This window comes from Pseudomonas sp. GM21, from assembly GCF_000282215.1.
GTDB lineage: Bacteria > Pseudomonadota > Gammaproteobacteria > Pseudomonadales > Pseudomonadaceae > Aquipseudomonas.
The window spans coordinates 15,934-30,882 of the sequence record NZ_AKJS01000006.1; the positions used below are offsets into that span (position 1 = coordinate 15,934).

Sequence of the window (14,949 nt, forward strand, 5' to 3'; positions counted from 1 at the left end):
CATCACACCTCGGCGTAACACCCATTAAAATCAGCCGTTACTTATCCAGCGGTTGACCCAGTCGCCCAACCGCACGCGCAGGGCTGAGCTGGCGGGGTGCAGCAATGGTATTGCGCAGTTGGCCGATACCCTCGATGTGCGCCTCGACCCGATCACCCGGCTGCAAAAAACGCCCGCTTTCCAGGCCCACTCCGCGGGTAGAGCCCGTGAACACCAAGTCACCCGGACGCAGACTGATGCGCGCATCCAGATAATTGAGCAGCTCATCCAGGGTAAAAATCATCTGCCGGGTATTGTCCTGCTGGCGCAGTTCATCGTTGACGCTCAGGCGCAGATCCAGTTCCGGTTGCCCGGTTACACCCAGTTCGTCCGCCGTCACAACCCAGGGGCCTACTGGCGTAGCACGGTCCATGGCTTTCTGAGTGAGCAAGTCCAGGCGACCAATCTGTTTGCCGGCATCCCGCGCACTGATGTCATTGCCCACCGTGTACCCCAGCAGACAGTCGCTGGCATGGGGTTCATCGAGCAACGGCCGGCCCACCACTGCAACCAGTTCGACCTCGTAATCGAGCTGGGTGGTCAGCGGCGAATAATCGATCTCGTCATAAGCGCCGACCAACGCGGACTCAGGCTTGATGTACGCCAGCGGGTGCGCCGGTGCATCACTGCCCAGGCGCTTGAGATGGCTGAGGTAATTGAGGCCCACACCAAAAACCCGACTGCCAGGCTCCAGCGGCGCAAGCAGTCGCGCAGCCGACAACGGTAACCATTCGCCAGAAAGGTCCAGGGCGTCTGGCGCAAGGTCCACACCTAGCCCGGCCCATTGGGCGAATGGCGCATTAATCCGCTGCAGGCGATCAGATTTCGCGTCCAGCAACGCCCAGAACGCCTGCCCGGCCACTTCGACCCGCGCCAGACGCATCTCAGCGCTTGGCCAGGTAGATTGGCAGGTACTCGGCGTCGAGTACTTCTTCCGGTGTCTTGACGCTGGCACCGAGAATCGGACCGACCATTTCGTGGCCCCACAGGCTGAGTTTTTCCGGGTTCAACTCGTAGGGGTCGCCTTGCCATGGCTCGATTTCCGCAATGGTCTCAAAGGCAAAGCCGGACGGGTTGAAGTGGTAGAACGACAGGTGCGGGTCCTGGGCGTGTTGGCCAAGGGTCATCATCATCGGCAGTTCACGCTGACGCACGATGTCGTAGGTTTCACCGACATCGCGCACATTACGCACGAACAGCCCGACATGCTGCACGCCCATGCGTCCCGGGCCGTGGCCGTAAGCAATGTCATGACTGGTGTGATGGTTGAGTTTGGAGCGGAAGAAACCGGTGCGCCCTTTACCCGCCCCGGCGCCATACCAGCTGAAGCCCATGACGTTGAGCAGGAAGTCTTCCAGTTCCGGTGTGTAGTCCGGGGTGATCAGCACCACATGACCCGCACCGCGTTCGTCGGCGAGGAAACCGCTGTGTGGACGCCCTGGCTGAAACGAGCGCGGCAGCCATTTTTGCCCGTAAAAAAGCTCGTGCTGATAACCCACGGGGTCGCGGAAGCGCACTAACTCGCGCACACCACGCTTTTCGCACAATTGAGCATCGCCACGGGTGTATTCGACATTGGCCGCCGCCAGCTTCTTGATGCCGGCTTCGAACGCCATGCGCCCTACCGCTTCCCAGCCGATGTAGGCAATTCGGTCAACTTTGCCTGGATGGAACGCAAAGCGATGACGCCGATCGTCGATTTTGAAGTACAGCGACTCAGGGTCACTCTCAGGATTCTTGCCAATACCAAAGCCCATCACCTGCGGGCCGTACTCACGCCACGCCTCGAGATTGGGGGTTTCAAAACCCATGTAACCGATACCGATGATGTCCACGTTATTCACCTTGTTATTGTTCGAGATGAAACGGTGCCGCTGGCACCTGTCCTGACGTCGCGTGCGTTAGATCGCCAGTAACCCGCCGTCGATGACGAAGTCCGAACCGGTAATGAACGAAGCCTCATCGGACGCGACAAATACCGCCATCGCCACCACTTCCTCAGGTTCGCCGGGACGGTCCATCAATACACCGTCCAGCAACATGGCGCGCATTTTTGGGTCTTCCAAAAACGGCCGTGTGCCTGGTGTGGCGACAAAACCCGGACTCAGGCTGACCGCACGGATACCGAACGGCGCGCCTTCTACCGCCAACTGGCGAGTGAAGGACACCACGGCGCCCTTGGCCGCCGAATGTGCGGAGATACCGGCGACTTTCGAGCCGCCCCAGGCTGCGGTGGACGATACGTTGATAATCACACCGCGCTGCTCGGCCAAGTGGTGCCAGGCATATTTGGTGGTATAGAACAGCAGGTCGATTTCGTTGCGCATGGTGTACTGCCAATCTTCGATCGACAATTCGCTGACCAACCCGAAACGTGCGGCGGAAGCATTGTTGTAAAGGATGTCGATGCGACCGTGCTCAGCGACGGCGGCATCGATCCAGGCCTTGGCCTGTTCGTGATCGCCCAGGTCCACGGGTGCCGAGCCATACAGGGTAAACCCCTCGGCTTGCATCAAGGCTGCTGTCTCCTCGTGGCCTTCGGCGACAAAGTCGCACCCGACCACAATCGCCCCTTCGCGGGCAAAGCGCAGCGCTGCTGCCCGGCCCTGGCCACCGCCGGTCCCGGTAATCAACGCGACTTTGTTGTGTAAACGTCCCATCCGCACATCCTCAACTCAGTGGTTATCACGTGTCGACTGACGCTCACGTCATTAAACGGCTTCGTCTTCCGGGGTGATGGGCTCAAGCCAGATGGCCTCTGCCGGGCAGGCGGCAGCCCCTTCACGTGCTTCCTCCTCCAGTTCCGGTGGTACACGGGCATCGTCCATGTACACCAGGCCATCGGCATCAAGTTTGTACAGGCTTGGGCAGATTGCGGCACACAAGCCGTAACCACAGCAGCGGCTACGGTCTGCCACAGCTTTGAATTGCGCTTTTTCTGAACTCATTTTTGTCTCCTTTATCAGGTTCAGCCTCGGCAAATTATGAACACTATTTTATTTTATGTGCAATTAATTTTTAACGCGGATATGCTTCCACTCATCCGCTGTCGCAAACACAGGTCTGGCATCCAAATGGAAGAAAAACAGCAGGATGTTGAACACGACTGGAACCAGATTGATTGAAAGGTGGATTCAACGCAGGAAATTCGTTTGTCTTTGAGTCAGATAGCTGTACTGGACAAAGGGGATTTTCTGATTTTATTCTGAATAAAAAATCAGATTCTGTTCAAAGAATCTGATGGCGGTGGTCCACATCACCACTCGTAGCAGTGCTTGGCTCAACAAAACCTATAAGGAAGCCAACTCCATGCACCCGTCTAAAAACGAAGCGGCAATTGATCTTCACGAATTCCGCCAAAGCTGGAAAATCCTGATTTTGGCTGTCGCCGGTGTGGCCATCAGCATCAACGCCGCCCTGCTCTATGGTTTCGGCACTTTGGTCGTGCCGCTGGGCGATGCCTTCGGCTGGAGCAAAAGTGAACTGCAGGCCTGCATCACCTTTTTGTTTGGTGGCGCCGTGGTATCACTGCAGCTGGTGGGTTGGTTCAACCTGCGCTACGGCATGAAGCGCGTCACGGTCATTTCTTTACTGTTGTTGTCCCTCGGCTACTTGGCGACCACTCAACTGACCCACTCGATCTGGTCGATGTACATCGCCTTTGCATTACTGCCCATCGTGGGCATGGGCGCTCTGGCGGTCACCTGGACGCAACTGATCAGCCTGTGGTTCGACCGCAATCGTGGCCTGGCGCTGGCCATCGGCCTGTCCGGTACCGGCGTCACCGCGGCAACCATTCCCCGCTTGATGGCGTGGGGCATTGAACAATGGGACTGGCGCGCGGCCTTCGTGATTCTCGCGCTGCTCAACCTGTTGGTGCTGCTGCCACTGATTCTGCTGTGGTTCAAGCTACCTGCTGCGGCGGGTAACCGTAATGACGGCAGTGCGCTGGAGCAATTGCCCGGCATGGCTTTTCGTGAAGGCATGGGCTCGCTGAAATTCTGGACCTGCAACCTGGCACTCAGTCTGGTGATTTCTTCGATTGTCGGCATGGTCACCAGCACCGTGCCGATGCTGCAAGCCAGAGGTTTGTCCGCGGCGGACGCCGCCACCGTCTTCGGCGGCTTCGGCATCTCACTGATCTTTGGCCGCATGCTGATTGGCTACTTGCTCGATCGCCTTTGGCCACCCGCGGTGTCGGCACTCAGCCTGGTGCTGCCCGCTGTCGGATGTTTTATCTACCTGAGCCCGACCACTGAGTTCGCGCCCCTGCTGCTGGCGGCGGTGCTGGTCGGTTTTGGCGCCGGGGCAGAATTCGATATTGCCGCGTTCCTGATTGCCCGCTACTTCGGTTTGCGCGAGTACGGCCGTCTGTTTGGCGTCCATCAGGGTTTGAACACAGTGGCCTCGGCGTTGGCTCCGCTGCTCTTCGCATACCTGCTGGCACGCACCGGTTCATACACGGCGATGCTGGTGTACAGCGCCGCCTGCTGCCTGATCGGCCCTCTTCTGTTACTGACCCTGGGACGCGTGCCGCGTTTTAACGCACAAACAATTCCCTGCCAATCCTGAGCCCCCAACAAGAATCGGAGCAGAACATGCCCACATTGACGTTTATTGAACATAACGGCACGGCCCATCAGGTCAAAGGCGACATTGGCCAATCGGTGATGCAAGCCGCAACCTTCGCCTCGGTGCCGGGTATTCCTGCCGACTGTGGCGGTGCCTGCAGCTGCGCCACCTGCCACACCTATGTCGACGAAGCCTGGCTGAGCAAAGTACAAGCGGCGGAAAGCATGGAAAACGACATGCTCGAGTACGCGTTCGAGCGCCGTGACAACAGCCGCTTGAGCTGCCAGTTGATCATCAGCCAAGAGATGGACGGCATGGTTCTGCACCTGCCGTCGTCGCAATTCTGAATGCGCTTGAAGGAGCTCCCATGACCCTTGCCTCAGTCGTTATCGTCGGTGCTGGTCAAGCCGGCTTTCAGGTCGCTGCCTCGCTGCGTCAGGAAGGCTATGACGGGCGCATTACCCTGATCGGCGATGAGCCCGGCCTGCCCTATCAGCGGCCGCCATTGTCCAAGGCCTACCTGCTCGGCAAGATCCAGGGGACCAATCTGCTGTTTCGCCCCGCTGAATTTTATGCCACCCAACGCATTGAACTGCTGCATGACCAGGCGACGGCAATTGACCGCCAGAACGGTCGCGTAGTGCTGGCCTCCGGTGATGCTGTCAGCTATGACCACTTGGTATTGGCCACTGGTGCACACAACCGGCCGTTACCGGTGCCAGGCGCTGAGCTGCCGCAGGTGTTCGGCATCAAAACCAAAGCCGATGCCGATGCCTTGGCGCCACTGGCCAAAGAAGCGCGCAATGTGGTGGTGATCGGCGCCGGGTTCATCGGTCTGGAGTTCGCAGCGGTAGCCGCCGCACAAGGGGCCAATGTCCATGTGCTGGAGCTGGCCGAGCGGCCAATGGCCCGTGCCGTATCGCGGGAAATGTCTGAGTTGTTCCGCCAGGCCCATGAAGCCTGGGGCGTGCATTTCGACTTCCGCCAGGGCTTGAGCCGCATTGATGGCGACAACGGTAAAGTATGCGCTGTGCAAACCGCTGACGGACGTGCCCTGCCCGCCGACCTCGTGGTGTTTGGTATCGGTGTGATCCCCAATGCCCAACTGGCAACCGAAGCGGGTCTGGCCATCGAAAACGGGATCAAGGTCGACGCCAATCTGCTCACCTCTGACCCACGTATTTCCGCATTGGGCGATGTCGCCAGTTTCCCGTGCCTGCAAAACGATGAACAGCACACGCGCCTCGAGTCGGTGCAGAACGCCATTGACCAGGCCCGCGCAGTGGCCGCACGGTTGATGGGCAAACCGGCGCCTTACGGCGCCCTGCCTTGGTTCTGGACCGATCAAGGCGACCTGAAGCTACAGATTGCCGGACTCTCCAACGGCTACGACAGCACTGTTGTCCTCGGGTCTGCCCAAGACAAACAGCTGTCCGTGCTGTGTTTCCGCAATGACCGCCTGGTGGCCGTTGAATCCTGCAATCGCATGGGCGATCACATGGCCGCGCGCAAGATTCTCGCCCGCGCGCCCAAGTTGACGGCAGCCGAAGCCGCCGCTGACGGTTTCGACCTGAAAGCCTGGGAAGCGGCCAACCGCGACTAGCGCCGCGTGGATTGGTAAAAACCGCAGCCGCGCCAGCCTCCGAGCTGACGCGGCTTTTTTTTGCACAACGACTGGAGCGATGCAATGAACAAAGTCTGGTTTATTACCGGTGCGGCCCGAGGCCTGGGTGCTGCCATTGCCAAAGCCGCATTGGCTGACGGCGACCGCGTGGTAGTCAGTGGCCGGCGGATCGAACCGCTGGAAGATGTCTTCGCCGAGTACGGTGAGCGCGTTTTGCCAGTGACCCTGGATGTGACTGACGAAGCTCAGGCACTTGCCGCGGTCGAGACTGCCGTCGCGCGTTTTGGCCGAATCGATGTGCTGGTCAACAACGCCGGTTATGGGCAACTGGCACCCTTTGAAGACAATCTCGCCAGTGAAGCCGATACGCAGTTCGCGACCAACGTGTTCGGTGTGTTCAACGTCTGCCGCGCCGTATTGCCCGTCATGCGTACGCAACGCAGCGGTCACGTATTCAACGTGTCCTCGATGGGCGGTGTAGTGGGGATGGGCGGCGCGGCGCTGTACTGCGCGTCGAAATTTGCCGTGGAAGGTTTTTCCGAATCCCTGGCCCTGGAAGTGGCGCAATTCGACATCAAGGTGACGCTGGTGGAACCTGGGGTTTTCCGTACCGACTTCCTCGACCCCAGTTCCGCTGTCTTTGGTACCCGTGGGCTGGAGGATTACGCCGCATTCACGGCCAAGGTCAAAGGCGCTTCGGCCGCCTACAACCACCAGCAAACCGGCAACCCGGCGAAACTGGGTGACGCACTGGTGCATCTTGCTAACAGTCAACATCCGCCGTTGCGTTACCTGGCCGGCTCCGACGCTTATCAGCAAGTCAGCAACAAGCTCAACAATATGCTCGCGGAAATCGAGCTGTGGCGACAACTGTCCTATTCCACCGACGGCCTATAAACCGCCAGTGCGCACAGCCTTTATGACAAGGCTGTGCGCACTCGGGTGATCAACCCTTACTGCTTGATGAAATAACGCACAAACAACTGCCCTTCTTCGAACCGATACAACTCGATCGTCTCGATTCCGCCTTCCTGCTCGCGAAATGCATTCAGGTGATGACACGCGGCTTCATTGCCATTAACGATGCACTGCCGCACCTCGACGCGAATCTTCGGTTGCTGTTGCGCCCACATGCCTTCCAGTATCTGCCAGGCATCGTGCTGGGGTTTGCCGACGTATTCGATACTCAAGCCATTGGCCGAGACGCTGCGGTAATGGGCAAAAAATCCCTCTTTGTCGCCTCGATTCCAGCAGTCGATCTGGCCGTGCAGGAAGTGCTCGATTGCGTGTTTGTCCATGCTCATATCACATTCATCCTCGGGTGGGGTTCAGGCGTGTTGCCGTTGTTGCAGAGTGCGCTGAAGCGCCAGAAATGCCGCTTCCATCTTCAACCACAACAAAATGGTCGGGCCGATAATGGCGCAGCAGAAACAGCACACCAGCACCGCTGAATAGCTGCCGTACTTATCGTAAAGATGGCCGAACAACATGGGCACCAGCCCGGCAGCAATGGTGATCAGGCACAGGTGCAAACCAAAGATCCGCGCGTAGTCTTTCAGGCCGAAATAACGTGCCATCAGGAATGCCGCCAGATCGAATTCAGCCCCGGCACTTGCGCCGATGCACAGGGTGGCAAGCACCATTAGCGGTGTGCTCTGCGCCCCGCCAAAAAGAAAGATCGCGCAGCCCAGCGCAGGTAGCGCCAGGCTCACCGCAGCCACCAGAGAAGGTGAAAAGCGGTCGAGCATGTAGCCCACCAACAAACGCCCGCCGATGATGGAAATACCAAAGGTGCTGAATATCTGGCTGGCTTGCTGGCCACTAAAGCCTTTGCTTTGCAACATCGGCACCATGTTGGTGACCATGCCTACGGTCAACGATACCGACAGTATCAGCGCGATGTTAAAACCCCAGTATTTCCCGGAGCGCAACGCTTGTTGGAAGGACATGCCGGCCAGTTCCGGGAGTTCCTTCTGCGTCGTCGCTTCAGTGCTGGCATGCGGCGCCGGCATACGCAACCACATCAACGACAAGGGCAGCGTAAACAGCAGAGGCATCGCCCCCAATGCAATAAAACCCGCCTGCCAGCCATAGCTGGCAATTAACCGCGACAGTAGCGGCGGCAGAATCATCGCCACCAGCCCGGTTCCACACAGAATCACTGCCAGCGCCAGACCACGGTTGCGCTCGAACCAGAGATTGACCAGTTGCGTCCAGGTGATCGCAATGGTGCCAGCACAGATGATCGGCATGCTGAAAAACGCCAGGTACAACCAACCAATCGAGCCCTGAATTTGGGTGATCGCAAAATAACCGACGATCTGCAGCACGATCGAAACAATCGCCACCCGACGCAAACCGAAACGGCGGTAGAGCCAGCCGACCAACTGCGTGGAAATCGCCACACCGGCGAACAGGAAGGTGATCGAAGCCTGCAAGTCGCCACGGCTCCAGCCGAAAGCCTGTTCCAGCGGGATAACCAGGGTGCCGAAGGCATACAGCAACGCAGCGGAGAGGCTGGTGCAGATGCCAAACAAGCCCAGCAGCACCACGCGCCAGCCACGCTTGAACTCCGAGAAATCATTGCCACCATGGGCCGTAACGCTGCTATTGCGGGTATCTGTTGTCATGACCTGACTCCCGGCGCGAGCCGCTATCGCGGACGCGCGACATGATTATTGGCCCTTGAGGATTTCTTCGACTTTGGGCAGCGCGATCATGGTGGCGCCGCCATCCACCAACAGCGACGTGCCGGTGATATAGGAGGCCTCGTTGGAGGTGAGAAACATCACGGCATTGGCAATATCAGCGGACTCGCCCAGACGCCCGACCGGGAAGTGTGCGGCGAGTTTATGCGGCAGCTCATTGCCCAGGGTTTCCAGCATATGGTCCGTGCCGATCAGGCCGGGTTCGACGACGTTGACCAGAATATTCATGGCACCAAATTCGACCGCCAAACCGCGGGCAAACGCATTCATGAACGCTTTGCTGGAACCATAGGCAATCAGTCGTGGTGTGTATTTGCGGTTGGCTTCGCCGGACGAGATGAAAATCAGCCGGCCTTTATCTACCGCTTTAGACAGGTAAGGTGCGCTGTCCTTGGCCAGCCAGAACAACGACTGAATATTGCTGCGAACAATGTGATCGAAGGTGTCATCGGCCATTTCGGCGATCAGCCCGTGACTGGTGTCGGCGGCGCAATGCACCACGATATCCAGACCGCCAAAACGTTCTACGCCACCTTGCACCATCGACTTGATCGCCTCACGGTCGGCGATATCTCCACCGACCAGGCAGGCTTCACCGCCCAGGGCCTTGATTTGCCCAATGGTTTCTTCGCCGTATCGAGCGGTGCGTGCCGACACCACCACTTTGGCGCCCTCACGGGCATAGGCCAAGGCAATGGCGCGTCCCATGCCTCGACCGGCACCGGTGACCAGCACGACTTTGTCGCGAAATTTCATCGTGATTCCTCATTGTTGTTATTAGTAGAGGCTTTTGATGCAGCACGTGCGCCGGGTTACTGATCGCAACCAGGCGCACCCGGCTGATTTACAGATCCTTGCCTGGAACGTTACGGGCCGAGCCGTTACGCCGGTCCGACTCGCCCCAGCCCAGCCAGTGAGAAGGTTCGCGGGTATCGCCAACCCGACGCCAACGCCCTTCCTGCTGCGCAGTGACCGGGAAACCGCCAACGAAGTCGATCATTTCGCCCTTCTCGTCAGGCAGGAATTCCCACTCTTCCTTGCCTTCCAGGACGATTTTGGCCGACTTCAAAAAGTAGCTACCGTCTTTGTGCTCGGTTTGTCCTTCGATATCGGTGGTGACCCGCACCTCGCCTTTTTCATTGTTGAAAATGGCGTAACCCAGGTGGTCGTGACCGACCATGAAAGAACCGGTATCCCACGTGCCATCTTTATAAACGGTGACAAAGGACCACCAGATCACATGCTTGTTGTTGTTCACCACCAGGTCTTTCTTGAAGTGGATGGCGCCGCCTTCAGCCATGTAGAACTGGTCCAGCGCCATGGCGCCTTTCACCGGACGCCCCTCGCAGACACCGGCGATATCCCACAACTGTGAAACGTAAAAGGTGCCCCACTCCACACCCGGCAAGTACCACTGCAAACCCGGTCCGAGCAGACGACCTTCGAGATGGAACAAGCCTTCTTCTTTCCAGGTCAGGCGCTCGCTGCTGGCCGTGATTTCCCAGCCATTACCGGGTTCACCCGGTTGGCTGGCCCAGCGTGCGGTATCACCTTCCAGGCTATGCACAGGCAGTGGCGTCAGTGCCTGCCGGGCCATTTTTTCGTGGTCCATGCGCAGGTGGGCGTTGTCGACGTGGTTGTTCAGGTAGTAGAACTTGGTCGGGTTCGGGGTGCCATTGGGCGCCATCAGCGACCGCACGAATGAATAGATATTGCCCTGTTCATCGCGCACCGATCCAAACGGCGAGCTCTTGCTCAAATGCAGGCCGAAGAAGCCGCGTTCGGCAGACATCGAAGCGCCTGTGACCTTGTACGGACCGACCAGCTGTTGGAAGCCGAAATCACCGCGCTCTGGAATGGTTTTAAACGTTCTCATAATGCCCTCTGTTGTTTTTGTTAAGGCTTGGAAACGGATTTGAATCGTGGATCAATCCCAGATCACCGGAAGCTTCGATACGCCGCGCAGCTGTGCTCCGCCGATCTGCGGCACGGGTTGAGTCGGGTCGAGACGCAAGTTGGGGAATAGATCTAGGATCGCGTTGACCGCGCAGCTGATTTCGACCTTGGCCACAAACTGGCCGATACACATATGCGGGCCAAAGCCGAAACCGAAGGAGGGTTTTGCCTTGCGATCGATGTCGAATACATCGGCGTTTTCAAAAGCATCTTCATCGCGGTTGGCGGACACCACCATGCATTGGACGAACGAGCCTTTGGGGATTTTCACACCGTGGAATTCCACTTCCTTGGCGGTTTCGCGCACCTTGAAGGTGGCCACCGGTTCAAAGCGGGTGGTTTCGTCCATCAGTTTGCCGATCAGCGAGCGGTCGGCCTTGACTCGTTCGAGCAACCCGGGCGTGGTGAGCAGCAAGGTCATCACCGATCCGAACATGCGCGTGGTGGTTTCGCCAGCCGCCGGCAACAATGAGCGGGTGAAGGTAACGACCTCGTGGTCATCCAGCGTACGGCCTTCGTATTCCGCACGCAGCAAACGACCGACTACATCATCGCCTTGACTGCCCTCGGCGCGACGTTGCACCACGACTTCGGCAATTGCGTCATAAAGACCTTTGACGGCGATGCCGGCCTGACGTCGTGCTTCCACCATTTTGCTCGGATCAATCTGATTGCCGCCGACAATGGCCAAGGCCCAGGCTGCGTATTGCTTGTATTTGGAGGGGTCATCCGAGGGGAAGCCCATCAAGGCGTACATGATGCGAATCGGCAGTTCGAGGCCGAACTTCATCAGGTCGGCCTTCTTGGCCGCCAACATTGGCTGGATGTATTCCTCGCGGATCACTTGATCGATCTGCGGGCGCCACTTGTTCACGGTCTCCGGCATAAATGCCGGTTGCAGCAAGGCACGCACCTTGCGGTGCTCGTCACCGTCCATGGCCAGAATGATCAAACCATCGAAAAACGCGCCCAGACCTTCAGCAATAAAGCCGCTGGTGTAGGTCGCACCATCGCGCAGAACCGTCATCACGTCCTGATACTTGAACAAGGCAAAAGTCGGGCGAGTGCCCTGCTGGGTGCCGGCGTTGGTCGGGACCCCGAACTGCTTGATGAAGTCACCCTCATAGAGGGGTGATTTCAAGCGTTGCTCGCGGCACACCGCATGAATATCCAGGTCAGTACCGCGATACAGGTCAGACACGGCGGAATACGCGGTTGCCAGGTCCAGTGCTGCGCTTTCGTTGCTCATCAGGATCTCCTATCAGTCAGCTGTCGCCTGTGCTTGTCAGTTCTTGCGCACGGCGACATCAGGGAATACCAGCGAGACTCGCCAGCGCATGGCGATAACAGTAACGGGGTCGAAAACCTGGGGTCGGCTAACCGGTAACTGCGGGTGCGGCAACGACGAGTCTCTTGTTTTTATTCTTTTTGCACACCAAGATCGCGCGGCTGCGGACCCTCGGAGCTGAAGCGTGGCAGCGGGTCGTTCGGCGCTTTACGTTCGCTCCCCAGCCTGCCAACCTATGGTAAGCGGATGCGTCTGCACGGGTAGTCTGCTTCGTTTGACTCGGGGTCAAACGAAGACACCCAGGAAAATGCTTCAAGGTATAAATAGCCTGGCCAATCCAGGCATGAGGAGTACGAGGTGGCGGTAAAGGCAGCAGAAGGTGGCGAACAGGGCAAACGCAATACGATGAATCGCCTGCTCGCTGCTGCGCGTGTGGAATTCGCTAAAAAAGGCCTGGCCGGTGCGCGCGTGGAAGAAATTGCCCGCGATGCCGGCGTCACCAAGCAACTGGTCTACCACTACTACAACTCCAAGGAGGGGCTGTTTGTCGCGGTATTAGATGAGTCTTCGGACAACATCATGTCCGAACTGGTCAACCTCAATGTCGAAGAGCTGCCACCCCCCTTGGCGATGCGCACCGTGCTCAATCACTTCTTCGACCAATACCGTTTTGATCCCTTCCTCGGCAGCCTGGCGCTGGAAGGCATTCGCTACCACGACACCCACGAAACACCGCGAAACCATTTTCTGGAAATGGCTCCGGCGCTGATCGCCAAGCTTGATGCGATTCTGGTGCGGGGGGCTGCCAGTGGTGATTTCCGTGCGGACATCAACCCGCGCCTTTTACTGGCGAGTGCATCGCTGGTGACAACGGGCTGGTTCACCAACCGCTACTCGATGTCTGCACTCGCCGGCCTGGACACCGACTCAGCGCAAGGCATGGCCACCTGGCGCCAGTACTCGGCGGACTTTGTCCTGGCGAGTATTTCGTTGGGTGCAGAAAAAAACGCCGACAGCGTTTAACCGCTTTCGGCGTTTCCAAGACGTATAAAACCTGTGGCGACGGAGCTTGCTCCCTCGCCAAACAAGCTCAGCGCTCGTGCTAACCGATCCGCATTGGAATCAGTTACCTTTTTTCTGCAGGTACTTGCTCACCCGCTTGGCCGCCAATCGCCCGGCCATACCGTTGACGCCACCGCCCGGATGTATGCCGGCGCTGCCAAAATACAGACCCGCCACCGGCAAGGTATCTCCTCCCAAACCGTACGCAGGGCGCATGGTGCTCGAACGCATCGAGGTGGTGTCGATATGCACCACACAGCCATTCACAGTATTCAAGCGTGCCGTAAAGTCCGGGGCCGCCTCAATGTGCCGGCCAATCACCTGCCCTTCGATCCCCTCGATGTAGTCATACAGCTGTTCTTGCACTTGGTCGGCTACCCGTTCACGTAATGCGTCCCAACCCTCATTGGGGTTCACCGGCATCACTGGCGGATAGATGTACAAAACGTCCTGGCCAGCCGGCGCTTGTGAAGGATCGGCGGCGCTCGGTGCGGCTACGGTGATATAGGGCAACTTCGGTACTTCGCCACGGGCGCAAGCGGCAAAGTTTTCCAGCACGGCTTCTTCGGTGCCGATCAACATCACGGTCTTACGCAAATCCACACCATCGCCGCGCGCTGCAGCAAAACGTGGCAGGGAAATCTGCCCACGCAAGGCCACGTCCACCTTCAGTGGTCCCGAGCCCTTGCCATTGGCGGGCGCCATAGCGATGCGAGTCAGCAGATGTTTAGGGATTTCACCAGGGGTGACCATATCCAGCGCAGGCTTGGGGTGACAGCCAGCAATGACCGCACGAGCTGTAAACTGGCGACCATCAGCAAGTTTCACTCCTTTGATGCGGCCATCTTTGGCAACGATTTCACTGACGCTGGACGACACCAACACCTGACCGCCCAGTTCTTCCAGACGTGCTCGCATGGCATTGCTCAACTGCTGCATCCCGCCCAACACTCGGCCAACGCCGAATCGGTGGAGAAAACCCAGCAAGGCGTAATAAATCCCACCGCCATCGGCGCTGATATCCCCCGCCAGACCGGTCAGCGCGCACATCGCGGAAATGGTCACCGGATGTTCGAAGCGTTCACGCGCAGCTTGCAGCGCGGACCCCGTCATCAGTGCCATCAGTTCGGGTTTCAAGGCTTTGTGTTTGATCGCGGTGCCAAGCATCTTCAGCTTCACACCCAGGTTGGTCTTCGCCGGGTCAACTCGCATCATGGGCAGCGCGATATCGAGGAACATGTCGATGACTTTCATGAACTCAAGAAACGCCTCGGCGTCCTTGCTGCTGAAGCGACGAATCTCGGCAGCGGTTTTCTCACGGTCACGCCAGAAAATCAGCGACTGGCCATCCGGGTGCAAATACACATACCCCGGCGCGAGCTCCACCGATTTGAAACCGTGGCGCTCAAGTCCCAGCTCCGCCGGTACATGGGAATGTACACGCATCGACATCATGTCCAGGGCACAAGGGTGAACCAGGTGCTGCGGTGCTTCGGGTATCAGATAGCCAGACGAAGCCATTCCGCCGACCTTGTCCAACGCTTCAAGCACCAGCACTTTCTTGCCTTCCATACCCAGGTAGCAGCCCGCCGACAAGCCATTGGTGCCACCACCGACCACGATTACATCGTAATCAGTGTTACTCGCATTTTGGTTCGGGTTCATCACATGCTTCCATGTCGAAGGTCAACCACGGCGGC

At 58.2% G+C, this 14,949-nt stretch carries 15 protein-coding genes; 5 read left to right on the top strand and 10 right to left on the bottom strand.

What is annotated here, in order from left to right:
- Window positions 1-37 precede the first annotated feature (37 nt).
- From PMI22_RS27970 to PMI22_RS27955, 4 genes are all read right to left on the bottom strand, one after another.
- Window positions 38-922, bottom strand: a complete 885-nt coding sequence (locus PMI22_RS27970) for a fumarylacetoacetate hydrolase family protein (RefSeq protein ID WP_007942507.1) — start codon at window positions 920-922, stop codon at window positions 38-40.
- A gap of 1 nt (window position 923) precedes the next feature.
- Window positions 924-1,874: a 2,3-dihydroxybiphenyl 1,2-dioxygenase gene (locus tag PMI22_RS27965; RefSeq protein ID WP_007942508.1), complete on the bottom strand. Its 951-nt coding sequence runs from the start codon at window positions 1,872-1,874 to the stop codon at window positions 924-926.
- 66 nt (window positions 1,875-1,940) lie between these two features.
- On the bottom strand, window positions 1,941-2,699 hold the full coding sequence (locus tag PMI22_RS27960) for an SDR family NAD(P)-dependent oxidoreductase (RefSeq protein WP_007942509.1): 759 nt from the start codon (window positions 2,697-2,699) through the stop codon (window positions 1,941-1,943).
- 51 nt (window positions 2,700-2,750) lie between these two features.
- Window positions 2,751-2,987 (bottom strand): ferredoxin, encoded by a 237-nt coding sequence (locus PMI22_RS27955; protein ID WP_007942510.1) that lies wholly within the window; start codon window positions 2,985-2,987, stop codon window positions 2,751-2,753.
- A gap of 361 nt (window positions 2,988-3,348) precedes the next feature.
- Between PMI22_RS27955 and PMI22_RS27950 the strand changes: the two genes are divergently transcribed.
- The 4 genes from PMI22_RS27950 (at window position 3,349) to PMI22_RS27935 (ending at window position 7,132) form a co-directional block, all read left to right on the top strand.
- A complete protein-coding gene (locus PMI22_RS27950) occupies window positions 3,349-4,611 on the top strand; it encodes an MFS transporter (protein ID WP_033048637.1) in 1,263 nt (420 codons plus the stop codon).
- 26 nt (window positions 4,612-4,637) lie between these two features.
- Window positions 4,638-4,958, top strand: a complete 321-nt coding sequence (locus PMI22_RS27945) for a 2Fe-2S iron-sulfur cluster-binding protein (protein WP_007942512.1) — start codon at window positions 4,638-4,640, stop codon at window positions 4,956-4,958.
- Window positions 4,959-4,978: 20 nt separating this feature from the next.
- The gene (locus PMI22_RS27940; protein ID WP_007942514.1) at window positions 4,979-6,214 is read left to right on the top strand and encodes an NAD(P)/FAD-dependent oxidoreductase; all 1,236 of its coding nucleotides are present in this window, start codon (window positions 4,979-4,981) and stop codon (window positions 6,212-6,214) included.
- Window positions 6,215-6,298: 84 nt separating this feature from the next.
- Complete coding sequence (locus PMI22_RS27935) at window positions 6,299-7,132, top strand: oxidoreductase (protein WP_007942516.1); 834 nt, start codon at window positions 6,299-6,301, stop codon at window positions 7,130-7,132.
- Between the two features lie 56 nt (window positions 7,133-7,188).
- Here PMI22_RS27935 and PMI22_RS27930 read toward each other — a convergent pair whose 3' ends face one another.
- From PMI22_RS27930 to PMI22_RS27910, 5 genes are all read right to left on the bottom strand, one after another.
- Window positions 7,189-7,539 carry a nuclear transport factor 2 family protein gene (locus PMI22_RS27930; RefSeq protein ID WP_007942517.1) on the bottom strand — a complete coding sequence of 117 codons (351 nt, stop codon included), beginning with the start codon at window positions 7,537-7,539 and terminating at the stop codon, window positions 7,189-7,191.
- Window positions 7,540-7,563: 24 nt separating this feature from the next.
- Window positions 7,564-8,865, bottom strand: coding sequence for an MFS transporter (locus PMI22_RS27925; protein WP_007942519.1), 1,302 nt, complete (start codon window positions 8,863-8,865; stop codon window positions 7,564-7,566).
- Between the two features lie 45 nt (window positions 8,866-8,910).
- Entirely contained in the window at window positions 8,911-9,699 is a 789-nt protein-coding gene (locus PMI22_RS27920; RefSeq protein WP_007942521.1) for an SDR family NAD(P)-dependent oxidoreductase, read from the bottom strand.
- Between the two features lie 88 nt (window positions 9,700-9,787).
- Complete coding sequence (locus tag PMI22_RS27915) at window positions 9,788-10,819, bottom strand: hypothetical protein (RefSeq protein ID WP_007942522.1); 1,032 nt, start codon at window positions 10,817-10,819, stop codon at window positions 9,788-9,790.
- A gap of 51 nt (window positions 10,820-10,870) precedes the next feature.
- Window positions 10,871-12,148, bottom strand: coding sequence for a cytochrome P450 (locus PMI22_RS27910; protein ID WP_007942523.1), 1,278 nt, complete (start codon window positions 12,146-12,148; stop codon window positions 10,871-10,873).
- Window positions 12,149-12,544: 396 nt separating this feature from the next.
- Here PMI22_RS27910 and PMI22_RS27905 point away from each other — a divergent pair, with 396 nt between their 5' ends.
- Entirely contained in the window at window positions 12,545-13,210 is a 666-nt protein-coding gene (locus PMI22_RS27905; RefSeq protein WP_007942524.1) for a TetR/AcrR family transcriptional regulator, read from the top strand.
- A 99-nt stretch (window positions 13,211-13,309) separates the two neighbouring features.
- On the opposite strand, the gene PMI22_RS27900 is transcribed toward PMI22_RS27905, so the two are convergent.
- Window positions 13,310-14,914 carry a phytoene desaturase family protein gene (locus tag PMI22_RS27900; RefSeq protein ID WP_007942528.1) on the bottom strand — a complete coding sequence of 535 codons (1,605 nt, stop codon included), beginning with the start codon at window positions 14,912-14,914 and terminating at the stop codon, window positions 13,310-13,312.
- Window positions 14,915-14,949 lie beyond the last annotated feature (35 nt).

What these genes read in the sequence shown, in the direction of transcription:
- PMI22_RS27970 (WP_007942507.1), bottom strand. Translation starts at nt 922, where the DNA reads ATGCGTCTGGCGCGGGTCGAAGTGGCCGGGCAGGCGTTCTGGGCGTTG.
- PMI22_RS27960 (WP_007942509.1), bottom strand. Translation starts at nt 2,699, where the DNA reads ATGGGACGTTTACACAACAAAGTCGCGTTGATTACCGGGACCGGCGGT.
- PMI22_RS27955 (WP_007942510.1), bottom strand. Translation starts at nt 2,987, where the DNA reads ATGAGTTCAGAAAAAGCGCAATTCAAAGCTGTGGCAGACCGTAGCCGC.
- PMI22_RS27950 (WP_033048637.1), top strand. Translation starts at nt 3,349, where the DNA reads ATGCACCCGTCTAAAAACGAAGCGGCAATTGATCTTCACGAATTCCGC.
- PMI22_RS27945 (WP_007942512.1), top strand. Translation starts at nt 4,638, where the DNA reads ATGCCCACATTGACGTTTATTGAACATAACGGCACGGCCCATCAGGTC.
- PMI22_RS27940 (WP_007942514.1), top strand. Translation starts at nt 4,979, where the DNA reads ATGACCCTTGCCTCAGTCGTTATCGTCGGTGCTGGTCAAGCCGGCTTT.
- PMI22_RS27935 (WP_007942516.1), top strand. Translation starts at nt 6,299, where the DNA reads ATGAACAAAGTCTGGTTTATTACCGGTGCGGCCCGAGGCCTGGGTGCT.
- PMI22_RS27930 (WP_007942517.1), bottom strand. Translation starts at nt 7,539, where the DNA reads ATGAGCATGGACAAACACGCAATCGAGCACTTCCTGCACGGCCAGATC.
- PMI22_RS27925 (WP_007942519.1), bottom strand. Translation starts at nt 8,865, where the DNA reads ATGACAACAGATACCCGCAATAGCAGCGTTACGGCCCATGGTGGCAAT.
- PMI22_RS27920 (WP_007942521.1), bottom strand. Translation starts at nt 9,699, where the DNA reads ATGAAATTTCGCGACAAAGTCGTGCTGGTCACCGGTGCCGGTCGAGGC.
- PMI22_RS27915 (WP_007942522.1), bottom strand. Translation starts at nt 10,819, where the DNA reads ATGAGAACGTTTAAAACCATTCCAGAGCGCGGTGATTTCGGCTTCCAA.
- PMI22_RS27910 (WP_007942523.1), bottom strand. Translation starts at nt 12,148, where the DNA reads ATGAGCAACGAAAGCGCAGCACTGGACCTGGCAACCGCGTATTCCGCC.
- PMI22_RS27900 (WP_007942528.1), bottom strand. Translation starts at nt 14,914, where the DNA reads ATGAACCCGAACCAAAATGCGAGTAACACTGATTACGATGTAATCGTG.